The organism is Faecalibacillus sp. TM498 (genome assembly GCF_020589955.1).
GTDB classification, from domain to species: domain Bacteria; phylum Bacillota_I; class Bacilli_A; order Erysipelotrichales; family Coprobacillaceae; genus Faecalibacillus; species Faecalibacillus intestinalis.
In genome coordinates, this window is record NZ_JAJDKB010000030.1 from 1 (window position 1) to 18,091 (window position 18,091).

Here is an 18,091-nt window from a genome sequence, read left to right on the forward strand (position 1 = left end):
TACCTTCACATGGTCCATTAGATATACGTCTGTCATTTATCCATGTAAAAGAGTTTAGTATTTCTTCTTTCCAATGTTCAAGCGTCACCGCAACACTTATACTTTCTTCCATATGTGTATGTTTGAATTTTTTAATTACTGCATTGAGTTCCTTTCTTTTATTAGAATTATTGACTTCTTCTTTTGAAACTTGATCGAATATCAAATATTCTTCTTTGGCATTATAGGCCTGTCTAAGTTCATCATCAAAGCTTAGTAAAGTTTCAAGTATCATGTTTTCAGTTACATGACATTCCATTATCTTATCATACTTGAACGTTTCATTGTCTATGTTATTTTTGGATTTTAACAGTATCTTGTAACGATGTTTCAATAATCTGTATTCTCTGGATTTTTTATTTTTAACATATTTACGCATAATTCTTTTTCGAGTATGATTGAGTTGATCATTTATTAGTCTGGTAACGTGAAAATGGTCAACAAGCAAGGTCGAATTTGGAAAATATGTCTTTAGTAAGGGTTTGAATATAAAGCTCATATCAGTGCATATGTATTCGACCTTTTTTCTTTCTTCCAAATCAATCTTAAATAGATAGTCAGACATGATATCATGTGTTCTGGATTCAACGATATCAATAATCAAATTGTTTTCAAAGTTCATAAGGATAGCAGGATATTTATATTTGGAGTTTCTAGAGAAATGAAATTCATCAATCAATAGAACTCTAGGAAGGCTATGTCTTTTAATTCTGACAAAAGTATCAAATATTTCCATGATTCTGGTAGAAGAAACACCAAACATTCTAGCAATGGAAGCATAAGTAGCATTATAAGGTTTTAACCTGTTTAGAATAGAAATGATAGCTGTTCTAGTAAAAGACCAATCACCATAAGCAATAGGATTTACATCAGAAAAAGAAGCATTACAGTCAATGCATTTATACCTTTTAACATAAGTAACCATCTTTACAGGTTTATCATTAACAGGTACAGATACAATAGATCTTTTCTTGTTGCCTTTACTAATGAAATGAGTGCTGCCACATGTAGGACATGAAAATCTAGATGGCTTGAATCTAATATCGATTTCATAATTAGATTCTTTATGATCTACAGTAAATGTTTCAACAACATCATCCTTGATATCAAATAGTTTTAATAATTCGTTGTTCATAATAATAATTTAATCAGGACCAGACAGTAAAATTGTATCAAAAAAGGGGATGATTCACATCCCCACGATAATTTAGAGGGTACTCCGCCTAATAATTTAGAGCGAACCTCTAAGCACCGGATAATTTAATATACCATGAAATTCATCCCACTTTTCTTTTATATCAAATTGACAAATAAGAAATGAATCTATATAATATAAGTAAATGATACTCATGGTCTCAATAATAAAAAGGAACGAAAAAAGTTTGAAAAAGTAAAGATTTGTAACTATGGCGGACACCCCTTATATATTTATGAACATATATTTTCTATAATAAATGTGTCAATAGATAGAACGGAGAAAGAAATATTAGTGCAGTTTAGATTTAAAAAATGTCGTTTGGTTTTGTAGGGTTGTCAAAAATTGAATAAGGATATAGAATAATAAAATTAAATAAAAAATATGTAAAAAACTGAGAAAATTTGTTATAAAAAATGGCTTTTGAAAAATTGAAAAAGCGTTGATTTTATGATAAGATTCTAATGAAGGATAATAGCAAAATTAGTGAAAGCTAATGACGCAAAGCTACGGGTCTAAGTACAAAAGTATATGATTGCCGGGCCGCCCAATTCAAAAAAAAGAATAGGCGGCTTTTTACCGTCTTATAGGAATAATTAATAAAATGATGAATATATATATTAAAATGGGAGGTAAAAATTATGCTGAAACGTATGAGAAGAATTGGTTTATTTGTTCTAGCAATAGCAGTAGTTATTAGTAGTGCAATTATTGCCTCTGCTAATGAAAGAAGTGGTACTACTACAGGAAGTGCAACAGCACAAACAACTGCTTCTAGTTATGTAATAGAAAATAAAAGTAGCGATAAAAAAGATATTACAGTTACAATTCAACATTATAATGGAAGCAAAAAAATCTATTCAGATGATGTGAAAACTCTATCTTATGGATCAAAAATCAACGATTACGCTAAAGCAATAAATTGGGATGTAAGTAGTGTAACTGTTGATGGAAATGCCGTATCAAATAAAAATTATATTGAATTGACAGGAACTGGAAGTGCAACGGTTGTAGTGAATTACACTGCCAAAGAAACAGATGTATTAGGAGATACTTCTTTCTATGATTACACAGTAAAAGCTGGTGAATCAAATGGAATATATTATTCTTTTAATATGTTAGGAGATAATACTAATCAAAGATTGACATCTGGTACATCTAGAAATTCATGGAAAGGTGTTTATTGGAATGGATGGCAAAATATTGAATATCAAAGTAGAAGTGATTTAGGTACAGGAAACAATTATGAAACATATTCTTATGAATTGATGAAAGATGACTATGATGTTAATGCTTATACAGGAAGCAGCAAAGTAATTAAAGGATTGTTGAATGGTATAGATAGTGATGGAAATGTAAAATTTAATTATACTGAACCAGGATTCTTTGTTAAGAGTAATGAAACAGTAACAATCAATGGAAAAGAAACTTATCTTAGACGTTATATAGATAGTATGAATTTGAAATTTCATAAAACAGGTGATACTTATAAATTAACTTCAGTTATTGATACAGCACAAAATAATAAAGAAGTGACAACAAGTGGTTCAAATTTCTTCCCACTTAATGATTATTCTACAGAAGGAACACCAAATTACTTTTTTGGAATGAGATATGATGTTGAATTCGCAATAGGTGATTATGTCGGTGATTTGACTTATAAATTTACCGGTGATGATGATATGTGGGTGGTTTTAGATAATACCAATGTCATTATTGATTTAGGTGGAATTCATGCTGCAGCTACAGATAGTGTTGATTTGTGGAGTAAATTAGGATTAACTCCTGGAAGTTTAACAGAAGATCAAAAAAATCAAACGCATAAATTAACAATTCTTTATATGGAACGTGGCGCTGGAGAATCTAATTGTCAAATGGAATTTACTCTTCCAAATGCAAAAGTTGTTGATGTTATAGAAAAGCCAAAAGCTGATTTGAATCTTCAAAAGGTTGATGAAAACGGAAATGGATTAAGTGATGCAGTATTTAAGTTAGAAAATGATTCAACAAAAGAAGCAAGTAGAGTTAAATCAACTAGTGATGGAAATATTACTTTTAGTGGTTTAAAAGAAGGTACCTATACCTTAACAGAAGTAAGTGCTCCAGATGGCTATTTAGTTTCTGATGATACATGGAAAGTAAGAGTTACAGTTGATAGCAATAATAATGCAGTTGCAAAGCTCTACTTGGTTAAAGATGATCAAGAACAAGAAGTAGCACAAACAAATGGTAAATATAAAATTGAAAATAAAAAGGTTCAAGAAATTATTGAAAACTCTTTACAATATGACAAGACTGCAAAAGTAAAAGATTGGGATGAAAGAACATATGATATTAACATTACTGCTAAATCTTTATCTACAAGTTCAAGCGTAGTTCAAAAAGAAGCAGTAGCTGATATTATGATGGTTTTAGATATTTCAGGTAGTATGCTTTACAATGGGAATAGTAACAATCCTACAGATAATGGAGGATTTAGAACTGTTGGAAAATACTGTGATGTAAAAAATAGTTTAGATGTTAATAAGGTGTATTATTATGATAATACATTAACAGATGTTTCATATAAGCATACTAATGGTAATGCATATACTTATAAAAACGCTAAATATCCAATGATTTATATAAATGATACATGGAAATATTATAACGGAAGTAGTTGGGTAAATGTACTAGATAAGATTTCAGGTTATTATGGAAATAAAAAGGATAACAACACAACAATTTATACATTGGATAGTGGATTAACTGGATTAAAAGAAGCATCTTTAGCATTTATTTCAGCAACAGCAGAATCCTCAGAAAATAGTAGAATTGGTGTTGCAACATTCAATGCTTATGGAAATAATTTAAGCAATCTAGTAAATGCAAGAGATAATAAAAATAGCTTAAAACAAACAATTGCAAGTATCTATGCAGCTGGTGGTACGTCTCCTCAAAAAGGCTTAAGTATAGCACAAACAAATTTAGCTAATTCTAAACGTACAGATGTTCCTCAATATGTTATTTTATTTACAGATGGGGCACCTTCTGAAGGCACGGATAAAAATGATTCCAAAGAAATAGCAAGACAATTAAGAGAATCGGGTATAACGGTATATACAGTTGGATTAAAGTTGAATGATGAAACATCTAATTGGTTATCTGAAAATATTGCATCAACAAATTGTGCTTTTACAGCAGCAAATGTTGATGAATTAAAGGTAATCTTTGCTAAAATTCAACAAACAATATCACAAAATATTGATATTAAAAATGCTAATATTTTTGATGTAATTGATCCACGTTTCCAACTAGTAGGTAATGATGGAAATGTTATAACGGATGAAGCGTTAAAACAAGGTGAAATAGAAGTTACAGGAACTAATGGCAAAGTTGGTATGGCGTATTATGATGAAGTTAATAATACCCAAGCAATTAGATGGACTGATCAAACGATTCCAAATGTTAATACTGGCGAATGGAACACAACAATAACTGTTAAAGCACGTGACAAATATATAGGTGGTAATAACGTTCCAACTAACGTAAGTCCAGATTCAAAAATAACGACAGGTTTTGGTGAAGCTGTTTTACCTCAACCTAAAGTGAATGTAAAAGTTGATATTGCAACCAGTAATGATGATATTTGGATCAATAGTGGTGAGACAGTTCCAGTTGATGATACTAATATTGGAAATAGTAAAGTCTTTGATATAGGAAATGTTGTTAATAGTAAAGGTAATGTTGTATATAAGTACAATGAATCAACGAAAGAATTTGAAAAAATTACAAAAGGCGATTTAACTATACAATGGTATACTGATGATCAATGTACATCAGAAACTACGAAAGATAAGATTTCTAAAGTTAAACCAGATGGTAGAACGGATTTCTTCTTAAAAGTAGGATATGATGGTGGTAGTGCTACTGATGAAAGTAACACAAATACCAATGGAAATAAGGTTGGTAATAGTGAATCTAATATAGGATATGCTATTAACGATGGTAAAAATGGTAATGACAAAGAATGTGTTACTGATTTTGAAAATTGTAAAAAGAATAAATCTGAATATGGTATTTATAGAATACATGTGAAATATACTTTACCTGAAACAGGTGGAACAGGAATTTATTGGTATATGGCAGGTGGTATGTTGCTTATGATGGTAGCAGCAGTTGCTATATATAGAAAAAGGTATTATGAGTATATGAACAAATAGTTTTCCTATTTATTCATAACTCTTATATATATAAAAAAAGAAAGGGAGATAGAATATGAAATTATTTAAAAAAGTTTCAGCAATGGTGGTTTCATTATTGATGGCACTAGCAATGGTAGTACCAGTAGCTGCCGCTAATCCAACAATTACAGTAAAAAACATTGCTACAGACGAAAATGTAACATTATCTTATTTAAAAGTTGTTAAACAAGATAAAACTACAAAAACAGGATGGGCTTTTGTTAGCGATGAAGTAACTAAAATTTTTAAAGAAGAGTATAAAAAAAATGATGCTCAAGCTATTTTAGCTTCATTAGCTAATAGTGCTGCTCATTCTAAAGCGTTAGCTAGATTAGGAAATTTAAATGGATTTACTAAATTTACAGATAACGCTGGAAGAAAAACTGAAGTAGATGGTGCAGGGTTATATGTTGTTAAAGTTGTAGATAACTCAAATAAATATACTTATAACGTTATGGCTGCTCCAATTAATTTTGATTATGCTGGAAATCCAGCAACATTAAGAAATGCTGAATTAAATGTAAAAAGATCAGAAACTAGATTAACTAAAACAGTTAATGATGCAGATGGTGCTGTACACAATGGTCAAACAGTGACTTATACAATTAATGTAAAAGTTCCTTCAATTGATCCAACTGCAACAAATAAGTTATTTAAAGTAACTGATGCATTAACAGGTGCAGAATACAAAAAAGATACAGTTGTTGTTAAATTAGGGGATAGTAAAATAAATATTGCTCCTACATTTGATGATGCAACTAATTCATTTGAATTAGATTTATCATCTTTCATTGATGATACAAACAGTAATGCTGGAAAAGATGTTACAATTACTTATGATGTATTAGTAACTTCTGAAAATGATAAAGTAACAAATACGGCTAACGTAAGTCGTACAGGTTCAGAAAATTATTCAAGTGATTCTGTAGATTTATATGAAGGTGCAATTACTTTAACAAAAACAAATGATTATGAAAAAGAAAGTGATAAAAAATTATTAGCTGGTGCAGGATTCAACGTATTAGATAAAGATGGAAATGTTCTTAAATTTGTTGATAAAGGTAATAACACTTATGTATTAGCTAAAGATCAAACAGTAACTACTGGTGTCGTAACTGAAGTTGTAACTGGTGCAAATGGTCAATTAGTAGTTAAAGGTTTAGATAAAGGTGAATATCAATTTAAAGAAGTTACTGCTCCTGATGGATATTCTATTAATGAAACTAATTCAAGTGCTACTTTAACAATTACTGGTGATAAAGCAACTGCAGAATTTACTGCTGATACAGATATGAGAGATACAGAAGTGGGTGCTTTACCTGAAACTGGTGGTATTGGTACTACAATCTTTACAGTAGGTGGATGTGCAATTATGGTTGCAGCTGCTGCATTATTCTTTATGAATAAAAAGAAACATGAAAAATAAAATAATTATCAGAGGCTTTTAGCCTCTGATTCTTAAAATGATATAAGAATAAGGAGAGTCCAGATGAAAAAGAAGTTAAGCAATATAGTTATAATCTTGATATTCGTTGCTGGTTTGTCCTTATTGGTATATCCATTTGTTGCCAATAAGTGGAATAGTTATAGACAGGATCGTTTAATCAGTAACTATGAAAAGATAGTAAGTCAAAAGAGTGATTCAATAGATTATGATGCAGAAATGAAAAAAGCAAAGGCATATAATGATGCTTTAGCACCGCATATTTTGCCGGATTCATTTATTAAAGCAGAAAATCAAAAGTCAGAAGATAAGTCATATATTTCAGCTTTAAATCTTGCTGGTGATGGAATAATGGGTATTGTTGAAATTCCTAAAATAGATGTGAAGTTACCTATTTATCATACAACGAGTGAAGAAGTATTAAGTAAGGCTGCTGGACATTTGGAAGGAAGTTCTTTACCTGTAGGGGGTAAAGATACGCATGCAGTTATCTCTGCACATAGGGGGTTGCCAAGTGCAACATTGTTTACTGATTTGGATCAAGTTAAAAAGGGAGACCACTTTTTAGTCCATGTTTTGAATAAAACTTTATGTTATGAAGTAGATAGTATTGTTGAAACTGAACCTGATGATACATCAGCTTTGGCTGTGCAAGAGGGAAAAGATTTAGTTTCGTTACTTACATGTACACCTTATGGTGTGAATACTCAACGTTTGATTGTAACAGGTCATCGTGTTTCTTATAACAAATCTGTTGTAAATAAGGAAAAGAAAAATGGTTTTACAAGTCTTCATACGAATTATTTGTTATGGGTTATTGTTGGTTTAGCTGTTACTGGTGGTTTTATCTTTATTTTATATAAAAAGGATAAAAAGATGAGATCTAAGGAGTAGTTATATGAAAAAGAGATTACCGAGTATTTTGGTTGGATTGTTATTCTTAGTTGGGTTGGGTATTATGATTTATCCTACTGTTTCTAATCAATGGAATACTTATCGACAAAATAAATTGATTAGTAATTATGAAAAAATAGTTGATGATATGTCTGATGAAGACTTTAGTCAAGAATGGCAAAATGCACAAGCATTTAATGAAACAATAAGTGGGAATAATGTTTTTGCTGATGTGTTTGGTGAAAAGTCCAAGGATAGTGAAAATAGTGAATATAATCGAGTTTTAAATATGAATAATGATGGAATCATGGGATATATTTCTATTCCTGAAATCAATATTAAATTAGCTATTTATCATGGGACAAGTGATGATGTTTTACAAACGGGTGTTGGTCATATTAATGGGTCTAAACTTCCTATTGGAGGTGAAAGTACACATTGTGTTTTAGCAGCGCATAGAGGTCTTCCTAGTGCAGAATTGTTTACTGATATTGATCAACTACAAACAGGTGATAAATTTTATTTGCATATTTTAGATAAGGTTTTAGCTTATGAAGTAGATCAAATTTTACCAATGGTTGATAAAGATGATCATCAAACTTTACAAAATGCTTTGTCTATTACTGAGGGTCAAGATTATGTTTCATTATTTACTTGTACACCTTATGGAGTGAATAGTCATCGTTTAATTGTAAGAGGACATCGTGTTGAATATAATGGTGAAGAAGATGTTAAACAATCTGTTGGAGATAGAATGTTAGAGTCTATTAAAAACTATTATATGTTGATTTTAGTTTTAGGTTTATCAATTACGATACTTGTTATTATTATAATGAGATATGTTTTTAATAAAAAGAAATAAGGGAGGATATGAGGATGAAAAAGAAATTTTGTAAGTTATCGGCTATCTTTATAGCGTTGATAATGATGTTTACGGTTGTTGTTTTACCAAATGTTGAAGCAGCATTACCTGTAGATGTTAATAAAAAATGTAGTTTAGAAATTTCAATTAGCTCTCATAGTTATGCTGAGGATTTATCGAAAAATGATGTTCAGGCGGATCTTTATAGGGTTGCTTCTATTAGCCAAGGTGGCAATTATACCGGTTTAGATGCCTTTAAAGACATTGATTGGTCAACTGTTAAATATGATGCAACTCAATCAGCGAAGACTTGGAAACAAAGAGCAAGTGAAGCTTCTAAAGTCATTAAAGATGCTACTCCAGCTTATACAGCAACTTTAAAAGGCGGATATGTTAAGCTAACAAATTTACAAACAGGACTTTATTTAGTTGTTGTTAATGATATGAATAGTCAATATTATTCTTATAAGTTTACACCTTATTTAGTTTCTCTTCCAAATAATTATTATTATACAACTAAAAAGGATGATACATGGTATTATGATTTAGTTGGTTCGAAAGCTATTGGTATTAAAGCTGATCGAGAATTAAGAATGAGTTCTATTCAAATTACTAAAAAATTAACAAGTCAAAATACAACTTTAACAACAAATGCAACATTTGTTTATCAAGTTGATATTGAAACAATTGAAAATCAAAAAGAAACAAGATTTATTACTTTAAATTTTGATGAAGTAAAAGAGAAAACAATTAGAATTGCCGATATTCCAGCAGGTTCAAAAGTAACTGTTACGGAAGTTTATACAGGAGCTGGTTATGAAATTGTTGGTGATTCTAAAAAAGTTTTGGAATCATTAGTGGCAGATGAAGATAGTCAAGAGATTGCAACGGCAAGTTTTGAAAATAAAGCTTCTAATGAAATTCATGGTGGTTATGGAATTGTTAATAATTATAAATATTCAAAAGAAGATCAAGATTATACAGTTAAACAAAGTAAAGAAAATAAGACAGTTCAAGAGTAGGAGGATAGAGATATGAGAAAATTAAACAAAAAATTAGTATTATCTATTGTTGCTCTTGTGATGATTTCTACTTTAGGTATTGGTAAGGCTTTGGGATATTTTACGACTCATACGAATGCAACTGGTGGATATAAAATGAATTTAGGTTTTACAGATACAAAGATTGAAGAAGATGTTGATAAAGATGGGAAACATGTTGTGATTACTAATGTTGGTGATTATGATTGTTTTGTGAGAATTAAAGTTTTTGCAGCGGATAACCTTAAAATTAAATATAATTTAGGTAAGAATTGGCAAGAAAGTGATGATGGGTATATTTATTATAATAAAGTGCTTTCTTCTAAAGATAAAACAAGTGAATTAAATATTAAATATACACTACCTGAAGTAAATGATGATAATAAGGATAAAGATTATAATATCGTTGTTATTCAAGAATTTACACCGGTTGTTTATGATGATCAAGGAAACTTAATTGCTAATTGGCAACAAGTTTATGAAACAGAGTAGGAGGTTATGGTAATGAAAAAAGTGAAATCGATTTTTATGAAACCTACAATCCTTCTTGGTATAGCTGCTGTTTTATTACTTGGAAGTGGTGTAGGAAGTGCACGTGCAGCACTCACATATTATAGTGATCAATATTCAGCTTCTATGGATATGTCTACAATTGGAGTTTCTTTAAAGGAGAATGGAAAGGTTGTTAGTTCAAAGACGTATGATGATCAAGGAGATGCAACAACTAATGGTGAAGGTAAACTTCTTCAAAATTTATTAAAAGATGATGAAAAGTTTGTTTTAGGAAAAACTTATGATGAAAAGTTAGCTGTAGAAAACAGTGGTAATATTGATACTTTTGTAAGAGTTGTTTTAACAAAGAGTTGGCAAGATAAAGAAGGGAAAAATGTTGATTTATCACCAGCATTGATTGAATTAGGATTTAATCAAGATGGATGGGTCATTAATGAGGCTCAATCAACAGATGAACGTGTTGTTTTATATTATACAAAGGTAGTTGAAAGTAAGAAAACAACACCGGATTTTATGAAAACTATTCGTATTAGTAATCAATTGTCAACAATGTATACGAAAGTAGAAGATGAAAAAACAATTAAATATCAGTATACTTATAATGGATATACATTTACATTAGATGCAGAAGTTGATGCAGTACAAACTCATAATGCGAAAGATGCTATTAAGAGTGCTTGGGGAATTGATGTGAATGTTAATGACGATGAAACTGAATTGAGTTTAGGATAGGAGGGTACAGATGATGAAAAAAAGAATTTTGTGCCTTGCTATGGCACTTATGATGATGGTTGGTACTTTTTCAACAGTTCAAGCTAAAGAATTAGTAGGAAAAGATCATTGGAAAGTTTCATTTGATGGTAGCCAAATGACAACTAATTTTGGTAAAGATCAAATGAATGATGAATTAAGTAATATTCAGCCTGGAGATTCAATGACTTTAAAAGTTAAAATCGAAAATAAAAATAGTCAATATACTGATTGGTATATGACAAATGAAATTATTAAGACATTGGAAGATGGATCAAAGGCAACTAATGGTGCTTATGAATATCGTCTAGCTTATGTAGATAGTCAAAATAATGAAACTTTAATTTATGACAGTTCTACTGTTGGAGGAGATAGTTCACAAGGGTTAAAAGAAATTAAAGGTCTTGATGATTATTTCTATTTAGGAAGATTGGCTAAAAATGATGTTGGGTATGTCACACTTACACTAAGTGTTGATGGAGAAACACAAGGGAATAGTTATCAAGCGACAATGGCACAATTGGAAATGAATTTCGCTGTAGAAAACGTCTCTAATCCAGCAGTAACTGTTAATAAAATAGAACATAAAAATGTTTATTCTACTGTTAAAACGGGAGATAGTACAAATATTTTATGGTATTGTGCATTAGGTTTAGTAAGTGGTTTGTTACTCATTATCCTTGCAATTTTCTTTAAGAAAAAATCAAAAGATGAAAAGAAAGGAGAATAAATGATGATGCGATTAAAAAAATTATTTATCATGATGATGTCTTTGACAGTTTTCCTTTCTCTTGCTTATACACAAGTCTGTGCATATGGATATAAAGTTACTTTATATACTGGTAATCAAGGAACAATTAATAGTCAAAATGAAATGAGTATAAATGTTTCTAAAGGACAAATGGTTTCTTTAGATCTATCACAAATAGAATTACCTCAAGATAGTAAATATTATGTTAAAGGTATTCGTTTGAGTGGGCATGATAGTGTTGATAATTTGGATCCTGCAACTTTTGTAGTTAATGGTGATTTAGATTATGTTGTTGTTTATGGAGTAAAAGGTAATCAGGTTGCTTATACGATACGTTATGTAGATGAAAATGGTAAGCAATTATCTGAAGATACTGTTTTATATGGAAATGTAGGAGATAAACCGGTTGTAGCTTATAAATATATTGATAGTTATATACCTCAATCCTATGCTCTTACAAAAACACTTGTTGAAAATGAGAAAGAAAATGTCTTCACATTTACTTATAAACCAGGTGAAACGGGTGAAATAATAGAAAATACAAATATTGTTACAACAGTTATTTCAACAACACCTTCAACAAATGCAAATCAAGGTAATAATGGAACAGGAAATGCAACAGGCGTAACACAAAATAATGATGGGGATACGACAACAGCTGGAGATGAAGATGTTCCACAAGGTTTAGTTGATTTAGATGATGAAGATACACCAAAATCTAATATTTCAGTTAATAATGAAAAAAATAGTTCAACACCAATTTATGCAGGTATAGCAATCTCGCTTGCAGCAATTGTAGGAATTATTGTAGCATTTATGACAATTAGAAAGAAAAGAGTTTAATGTCACAAAAGAAAAAGAACCCAGTAGCTACAGTATGTAGCTTGCTGGGTACTATTTTATTAATTGTTTTAATATTAGGGTGTATACCATTAACTGTTCCTAAAGCATTTGGATATAATATTTATACTGTCATTAGTGGTAGTATGGAACCTGCAATTCCTGTAGGTAGTCTTGTTTATGTAAAGTATCAAGAACCTGAAACAATTCAAAAAAAAGATGTTATTGCATTTTATGGTGCTAAAGATGCCTCTTCTATAGTGACACATAGAGTTGTTACGAATAAAAAACTTTCTGGTGAATTTATTACAAAAGGAGATGCAAATCAAACAAAAGATATGAACCCTGTAAATTATAATAATTATATGGGTAAAGTTGTTTTATCAATTCCTGTCATTGGTGGTATTGCACAATCTTTGACAACAGGTAGTGGTAAAATTGCTTTATTTTGTTTAATAGCATTTATTCTATTATTAGAAATTTTAGGAAGTTTGTTACATAAAGTAGAATTTAAAAAATAGATGTTAGTTTCAGAAGTCCATTATCATGGGCTTTTTTTTGGACTATTCGTCCATTGAAAGGAGGAAAATAGAAAGATAAAATAATAAAAAAGAAATATTTGTGAATTAAATTTGAGACAAATGTGAAACAAATATGAGACGAATTATATTTAAACATATGATACAATTAAATCAAGAAAACTCCTTACATCAATATTAAAAAAAGATTTAAATAGCGATGATTACTAACTATAAAACACTCATGTAAGGAGGTAAAAAAATGAGCCAAATAAGAAATGCAAGTGATAGTACTTGTAAAAAGCTGTTTAGAGATGATGGATGTTTTGCTGATATCTGTAATTATGCATTTTTTCAAGGAAAACAGATCATTAAACCTGAAGAACTTGTTTCAAGAGAAAATGATGTTTCAACATTGATAGGTAAAGAAGCATTACCAATGGAAACGAAAAGATATCGAGATATCGTCAGAAAAGCAAGTATCAATGGAGAGTATATGATCATTGGTGTAGAGCATCAAAGTACTTTGGATAAGAATATGATTATTCGTATACTCAACTATGATGCACAGCTTTATATCAATCAGGTAGAAAGTGGAAAAGAAGTACGACCAGTAGGAAGCTTTGTCTTTTATACGGGAGATAAGGAATGGACCTATCCAAAATCTTTAAAAGAAAGCTTAAAAATACCACCTGAGATGAAAGACTATATCAATGATTGGAAACTACCAGTCTTAGAGCTTCAAAAAATAGATTCTGGAATGCTTAAAAATCAACGATTAAAAGAAGTCGTAGAGATCAGTCAGAGTATGTTTAAAGGAGACTATGAAAAGTTAAGAACAAATCGAATGATCAGTGTAGAAAGTTTTAAGATGGCAGCTATCTTTACACACACAGACATTAAAGAAGAAGACTTACCAGAAGGAGATGAAATCAATATGTGTAAGGCAATGGATCAATTATTTCAAAGAATGAGAGATGAAGGAGAAGTATTGGGATTAGAGAAAGGAGAACTTATAGGACTTGAAAAAGGAAAACTAAATACTTTACGATTTACTTTAAAAGAACAACTTAAAGTGAAACTAGGAACTTTATCAAGTCCTTTAGAAGAAAGACTTACAGAAACATCGCTAGAAAAATTGAATGAACTTACATTAAATATCTTTAACATCAATAATGAAGAAGATGTTTTAAGAATCATTTGTTAATAAAAACCCATTTTCATTTTAGAAAATGGGCTCTAATTTTACAATTTCTTTTTTAACATTTCTTCATTTGTAGCGTAGTTCAATGCAGTTTCTTTTGTGATTTTTCCTTCTTTATAGAGATTGAGTAAGCTCATATCAGTTGAAATCATATCAGGTTTATTAGATGCATAAAGGATACCATCAATTTGAGGTATTTTATGATCTCTAATCATATTACGAATTGCAGGTGTGACTGTCATAATTTCAAAGACAGGAATCAGTTCTCCATTAATATCAGGAACGAGTTGTTGAGTAACAATGGCCTGTAATACCATTGAGAGTTGTACAGCAATTTGTCTTTGTTGGCTTGCTGGAAAAACATCAATAATACGATCTATTGTGTTAGCTGCACCAATTGTATGTAAGGTAGAAAAAACAAGATGACCGGTTTCTGCTGCTGTCATAGTTACATCTATTGTTTCATAATCTCGCATTTCTCCTAGTAAAATAACGTCAGGACTTTGTCGTAGTGAAGCACGTAATGCGACTACATAGCTTTTAGTATCAACTTTTACTTCTCTTTGACTTACAATGCTTTTTTGATGTCTATGTAAAAATTCAATAGGATCTTCTAGTGTAATAATATGTTTTTCTTGTGTTTTGTTAATTTCATTAATAATACAAGCAAGTGTTGTTGATTTACCACTTCCTGCAGGTCCAGTAATTAAGACAAGACCTTTAGACAATTTAGAAAAATCAATAATTTGTTGAGGAATACCTATAAGTTCAGGTTGTGGTAAATCGAAAGTGATGATTCTTACAACAGCAGATAAGGCACCTCTTTGCTTATAGGAACTTACACGAAAACGAGAAATTCCTGGTAATGCAAAGGAAAAATCATCATCACCTTTTTCTTCTAGAATATTAATATCTCTATTGCCAGCAAGTTCATATATTTCTTCTAGATATTTTTTTGTTTGAGGTGGCATAAGTTTTTCTTCATTTTCATGATGAATAGAACCATTTGCACGATAAGAGATAGGCAAACCAGCGACAATAAATATGTCTGAAGCATGTGCTTCGACAGCTTTTTCTAATAAATTTACAATATTCATAATACTCTCCTATTCACTTCCTAAAAGAGGAAGTGTACTTTCATTTTTCCATTCTTTGGAAGTTACTTCTTGCCATTTAATAATTTTATATCTGTCTTGATCTTGAGTTAATTGAATTTCAACATCTAAATCTTGATATTGATCAATGTTTTCTTTAAATGAAATGTACGTATTATTATCTTTTAAAGAAATTTCTATATTTTTAAGAGAAGATAAATCTTTATGGCTAATGATTGCTTGATCAATTTCTTTTAATTGTTTTTGTGCATGAGAATAAGCTAAATAATAATTTTCAGTTTTTAAAACAGCTTTATCTGTATATTTTTGATCTCTTAGAGAACTAGACAGAGAAAGTGTTGCAAAAACAATTAAACAAATAACAATAAAAACAACAAGTAATAAAGAAGTTCCCATATTAATAATTGGAAAAGATTTTTTATGATTCATGGTTATCCTCCTTTATATATTGATCACTTGTAATAGAATAAATCTTTTTGTGGTAATGATAGACTCTTACATGAATTGTTTCTATTGAGTCTTTATCACTACAATAAATTTTAATAGAATAAGTTGAATTCTTTTTATGACAGTCTTTCCAGTTTTTATCATAATAATGAATATATTCTTGATTAACTTGATAAATTGTAGGATCATTTAAAAATTCTTCTACATAGCCTGTTGCTAAATTCATAGAAATATTGATATCATTTGTTTCTTTAGATAAAGAATGGGCTTTAACGAAAAATTGAACACATATACTTGATGCTAAAGCAAAAAAAGCAATGGCAATTACTAATTCGAAAATAAAAGTATGTGTTTGTCTATTAATATTTTTCATTTTAGACCTCCTTTATTTTGATTGGACTGCAACATTTGTATTAATTTCTTTATGATCTACAATACATGAAAAATGGTATAAATAAGTATTGATTTGTTGCATTTTTAAATGTGATACAGGCATTATTTTTTTACCATCATCTTTATCAAATTCAAGTTGATTAGAAATAAATAACTCTTTTAAATAACCCTTATCTTCATAAAGATAAGTTGTATATTTGCCTTGACTATAAGATGACTTTAATACCAAAACATCTTTTTGATCAATTTGTTGTAATGAAACACTGTCTATCAAATCATTTTGATGTATTTTTTGAGTAATATAGGATAGAGCAGTGCGTGTTTGATAATTACTTTGTTCTAATTGAACGGTCTTTCTATACGTATGAAAAGAAAGAATTAAAACAATAAAACAACTACTGATAAAAACAAAGAATAAAGCAATTGGAAAAATCATATCAATTACATGTTTATTTTTATTCATATGCTCCCTCCTTCCTGATGACAACGATATCAGGAGCAATATTTTCACCGAGCACTTGATAATCTACAAAAAAGATTTTCTTATTATAAGTTAAACCGTATTCTTTTTCTAAAACATTTAAACTTTCTGGATAGTGACCAACAAGAACATAATACTGACTAACGCATCTTTCAATTGCCGTTTCTAAATTGGTTTGTTGTTCATCTATAGATTGTTTAGACATAGATTGAACACCATAATTAAATAGACCAGCAACACTTAAAAAAATAATGACAGAAATAACAATATTTTTAAAAGGATGATTTCTTTTTTGATTTGTGAATCTCATAAAAAGTACCTCCCTATATATTTGACATAATTCCTAAAAGCGGCAACATGACAGATAATAAGATAACTCCAACAATAATAGAAAGGATAATAACAAGTGTTGGTTCTAAAATATTAATATACGAGCTTATTTTTTCATCAATTTCATCTTCTAATTGATTAGCAATATCATCCATAATAGAGTCTACTTGACCGGCTTTTTCAGCAATATTCAACATTCTAGCTTGAACACCAGTAAAAATATGACTATCATGAAAAGCTTTTGCTAGACTCGATCCTTCATCTAAAAGATTTTGGCAATCATTGATTTCTTTTTGAAAATGTTTGTCATAAATAAGTTCTTTGGATAATTCGATACAACGATCAAAAGGGAGCCCACTTTTTAAAGAAAGAGACATTCCTCCAGCTAAACGACAAGCATATATTTTATGAAATAAATTTTTTATACCTTTAAAATGATAGAAAATAGTTTTAAATTTTTCTTTTCCTTTTTTATTGTGTAATAAATAAAAGATAAAACCAATTACAATTAATAAAATAATAATAAAAACAGCAGCATACTTAGATAAAGTATTTCCAAGTAAAAGAATTCCTTTAGATAATCCAGTCATCTCATGACCTAATTGTTGAAAAACTTGATTAAAAATAGGCATTACTTTTGTCATTAAAATAACAATAATGACAACCATCATCAAAATCATGATCATTGGATAAGTAATAGCATTCTTTATACTTTGTAAAATCATTTCTTCTCTTTGATAATGATGAGACAATGCATCCATAACTTCATCATTTCTTCCAGTTTCTTCACCGATTTCTAGCATCTGGATCATATAATCAGGAAAAACAGATGTTTTCTTTAAAGATATAGCAAGTGAAGATGTCATTGTTAAATCTTCATAGATTTTTTCTAAAAGTTGTTTTTCATTTTCATTTTGACTATCTTCTATCATCATAGAAATACCTTCTATTGGTGAAATACCAGCTTTTAAAATCATAGACATTTGTTTACAAAAGCTAGATAATTCTAAATTTGTAAGTACTTCATTCTTTTTATTCATAAATATCATCCC

Annotated in this window: 18 protein-coding genes and 1 riboswitch; of the genes, 11 read left to right on the forward strand and 7 right to left on the reverse strand. The window is 29.7% G+C overall.

The window, feature by feature from the left end; genetic code table 11:
• A partial coding sequence (locus LJD32_RS09725; RefSeq protein ID WP_227392276.1) for an ISL3 family transposase occupies window positions 1-1,174 on the reverse strand: 1,174 nt, incomplete at its 3' end.
• A 526-nt stretch (window positions 1,175-1,700) separates the two neighbouring features.
• A riboswitch (cyclic di-GMP riboswitch) is annotated at window positions 1,701-1,785 on the forward strand.
• Window positions 1,786-1,875: 90 nt separating this feature from the next.
• Here LJD32_RS09725 and LJD32_RS09730 point away from each other — a divergent pair.
• The 11 genes from LJD32_RS09730 to LJD32_RS09780 all read left to right on the forward strand — a co-directional run bounded on the left by LJD32_RS09730 (window position 1,876) and on the right by LJD32_RS09780 (window position 14,276).
• On the forward strand, window positions 1,876-5,436 hold the full coding sequence (locus LJD32_RS09730; protein ID WP_227392277.1) for a SpaA isopeptide-forming pilin-related protein: 3,561 nt from the start codon (window positions 1,876-1,878) through the stop codon (window positions 5,434-5,436).
• A 55-nt stretch (window positions 5,437-5,491) separates the two neighbouring features.
• Window positions 5,492-6,883: a SpaA isopeptide-forming pilin-related protein gene (locus LJD32_RS09735; RefSeq protein ID WP_147580538.1), complete on the forward strand. Its 1,392-nt coding sequence runs from the start codon at window positions 5,492-5,494 to the stop codon at window positions 6,881-6,883.
• A 63-nt stretch (window positions 6,884-6,946) separates the two neighbouring features.
• Window positions 6,947-7,795: a class C sortase gene (locus LJD32_RS09740; RefSeq protein ID WP_227392278.1), complete on the forward strand. Its 849-nt coding sequence runs from the start codon at window positions 6,947-6,949 to the stop codon at window positions 7,793-7,795.
• Window positions 7,796-7,799: 4 nt separating this feature from the next.
• A complete protein-coding gene (locus tag LJD32_RS09745) occupies window positions 7,800-8,657 on the forward strand; it encodes a class C sortase (RefSeq protein WP_107030452.1) in 858 nt (285 codons plus the stop codon).
• Between the two features lie 14 nt (window positions 8,658-8,671).
• Window positions 8,672-9,679, forward strand: coding sequence for a DUF5979 domain-containing protein (locus LJD32_RS09750; protein ID WP_227392279.1), 1,008 nt, complete (start codon window positions 8,672-8,674; stop codon window positions 9,677-9,679).
• Window positions 9,680-9,691: 12 nt separating this feature from the next.
• Window positions 9,692-10,189, forward strand: coding sequence for a hypothetical protein (locus LJD32_RS09755; RefSeq protein ID WP_032089509.1), 498 nt, complete (start codon window positions 9,692-9,694; stop codon window positions 10,187-10,189).
• A 12-nt stretch (window positions 10,190-10,201) separates the two neighbouring features.
• Window positions 10,202-10,942 (forward strand): hypothetical protein, encoded by a 741-nt coding sequence (locus LJD32_RS09760; protein WP_052010791.1) that lies wholly within the window; start codon window positions 10,202-10,204, stop codon window positions 10,940-10,942.
• Window positions 10,943-10,955: 13 nt separating this feature from the next.
• Complete coding sequence (locus LJD32_RS09765) at window positions 10,956-11,690, forward strand: hypothetical protein (RefSeq protein WP_227392280.1); 735 nt, start codon at window positions 10,956-10,958, stop codon at window positions 11,688-11,690.
• On the forward strand, window positions 11,691-12,554 hold the full coding sequence (locus tag LJD32_RS09770; RefSeq protein WP_227392281.1) for a MucBP domain-containing protein: 864 nt from the start codon (window positions 11,691-11,693) through the stop codon (window positions 12,552-12,554). It begins immediately after the preceding gene.
• Window positions 12,554-13,072 carry a signal peptidase I gene (locus LJD32_RS09775; RefSeq protein ID WP_147580534.1) on the forward strand — a complete coding sequence of 173 codons (519 nt, stop codon included), beginning with the start codon at window positions 12,554-12,556 and terminating at the stop codon, window positions 13,070-13,072. Before LJD32_RS09770 ends, LJD32_RS09775 begins: the two co-directional genes overlap by 1 nt.
• A gap of 259 nt (window positions 13,073-13,331) precedes the next feature.
• Window positions 13,332-14,276, forward strand: coding sequence for an Rpn family recombination-promoting nuclease/putative transposase (locus tag LJD32_RS09780; RefSeq protein WP_227392282.1), 945 nt, complete (start codon window positions 13,332-13,334; stop codon window positions 14,274-14,276).
• Between the two features lie 38 nt (window positions 14,277-14,314).
• Here the strand turns inward: LJD32_RS09780 and LJD32_RS09785 are convergent, their stop codons facing one another.
• Genes LJD32_RS09785 through LJD32_RS09810 form a run of 6 tightly spaced genes read right to left on the reverse strand, consistent with a single transcriptional unit; the run spans window position 14,315 to window position 18,079 of the window.
• Window positions 14,315-15,370 (reverse strand): type IV pilus twitching motility protein PilT, encoded by a 1,056-nt coding sequence (locus LJD32_RS09785; protein WP_032089512.1) that lies wholly within the window; start codon window positions 15,368-15,370, stop codon window positions 14,315-14,317.
• Between the two features lie 9 nt (window positions 15,371-15,379).
• Window positions 15,380-15,817 carry a hypothetical protein gene (locus LJD32_RS09790; RefSeq protein ID WP_032089513.1) on the reverse strand — a complete coding sequence of 146 codons (438 nt, stop codon included), beginning with the start codon at window positions 15,815-15,817 and terminating at the stop codon, window positions 15,380-15,382.
• Window positions 15,807-16,208 carry a hypothetical protein gene (locus tag LJD32_RS09795; RefSeq protein WP_147580532.1) on the reverse strand — a complete coding sequence of 134 codons (402 nt, stop codon included), beginning with the start codon at window positions 16,206-16,208 and terminating at the stop codon, window positions 15,807-15,809. Before LJD32_RS09795 ends, LJD32_RS09790 begins: the two co-directional genes overlap by 11 nt.
• A gap of 12 nt (window positions 16,209-16,220) precedes the next feature.
• On the reverse strand, window positions 16,221-16,691 hold the full coding sequence (locus LJD32_RS09800; RefSeq protein ID WP_227392283.1) for a DUF4860 domain-containing protein: 471 nt from the start codon (window positions 16,689-16,691) through the stop codon (window positions 16,221-16,223).
• A complete protein-coding gene (locus tag LJD32_RS09805; RefSeq protein WP_032089515.1) occupies window positions 16,684-17,019 on the reverse strand; it encodes a type II secretion system protein in 336 nt (111 codons plus the stop codon). Before LJD32_RS09805 ends, LJD32_RS09800 begins: the two co-directional genes overlap by 8 nt.
• Before the next feature lie 13 nt (window positions 17,020-17,032).
• A complete protein-coding gene (locus tag LJD32_RS09810) occupies window positions 17,033-18,079 on the reverse strand; it encodes a type II secretion system F family protein (protein ID WP_227392284.1) in 1,047 nt (348 codons plus the stop codon).
• Between the last annotated feature and the right edge of the window lie 12 nt (window positions 18,080-18,091).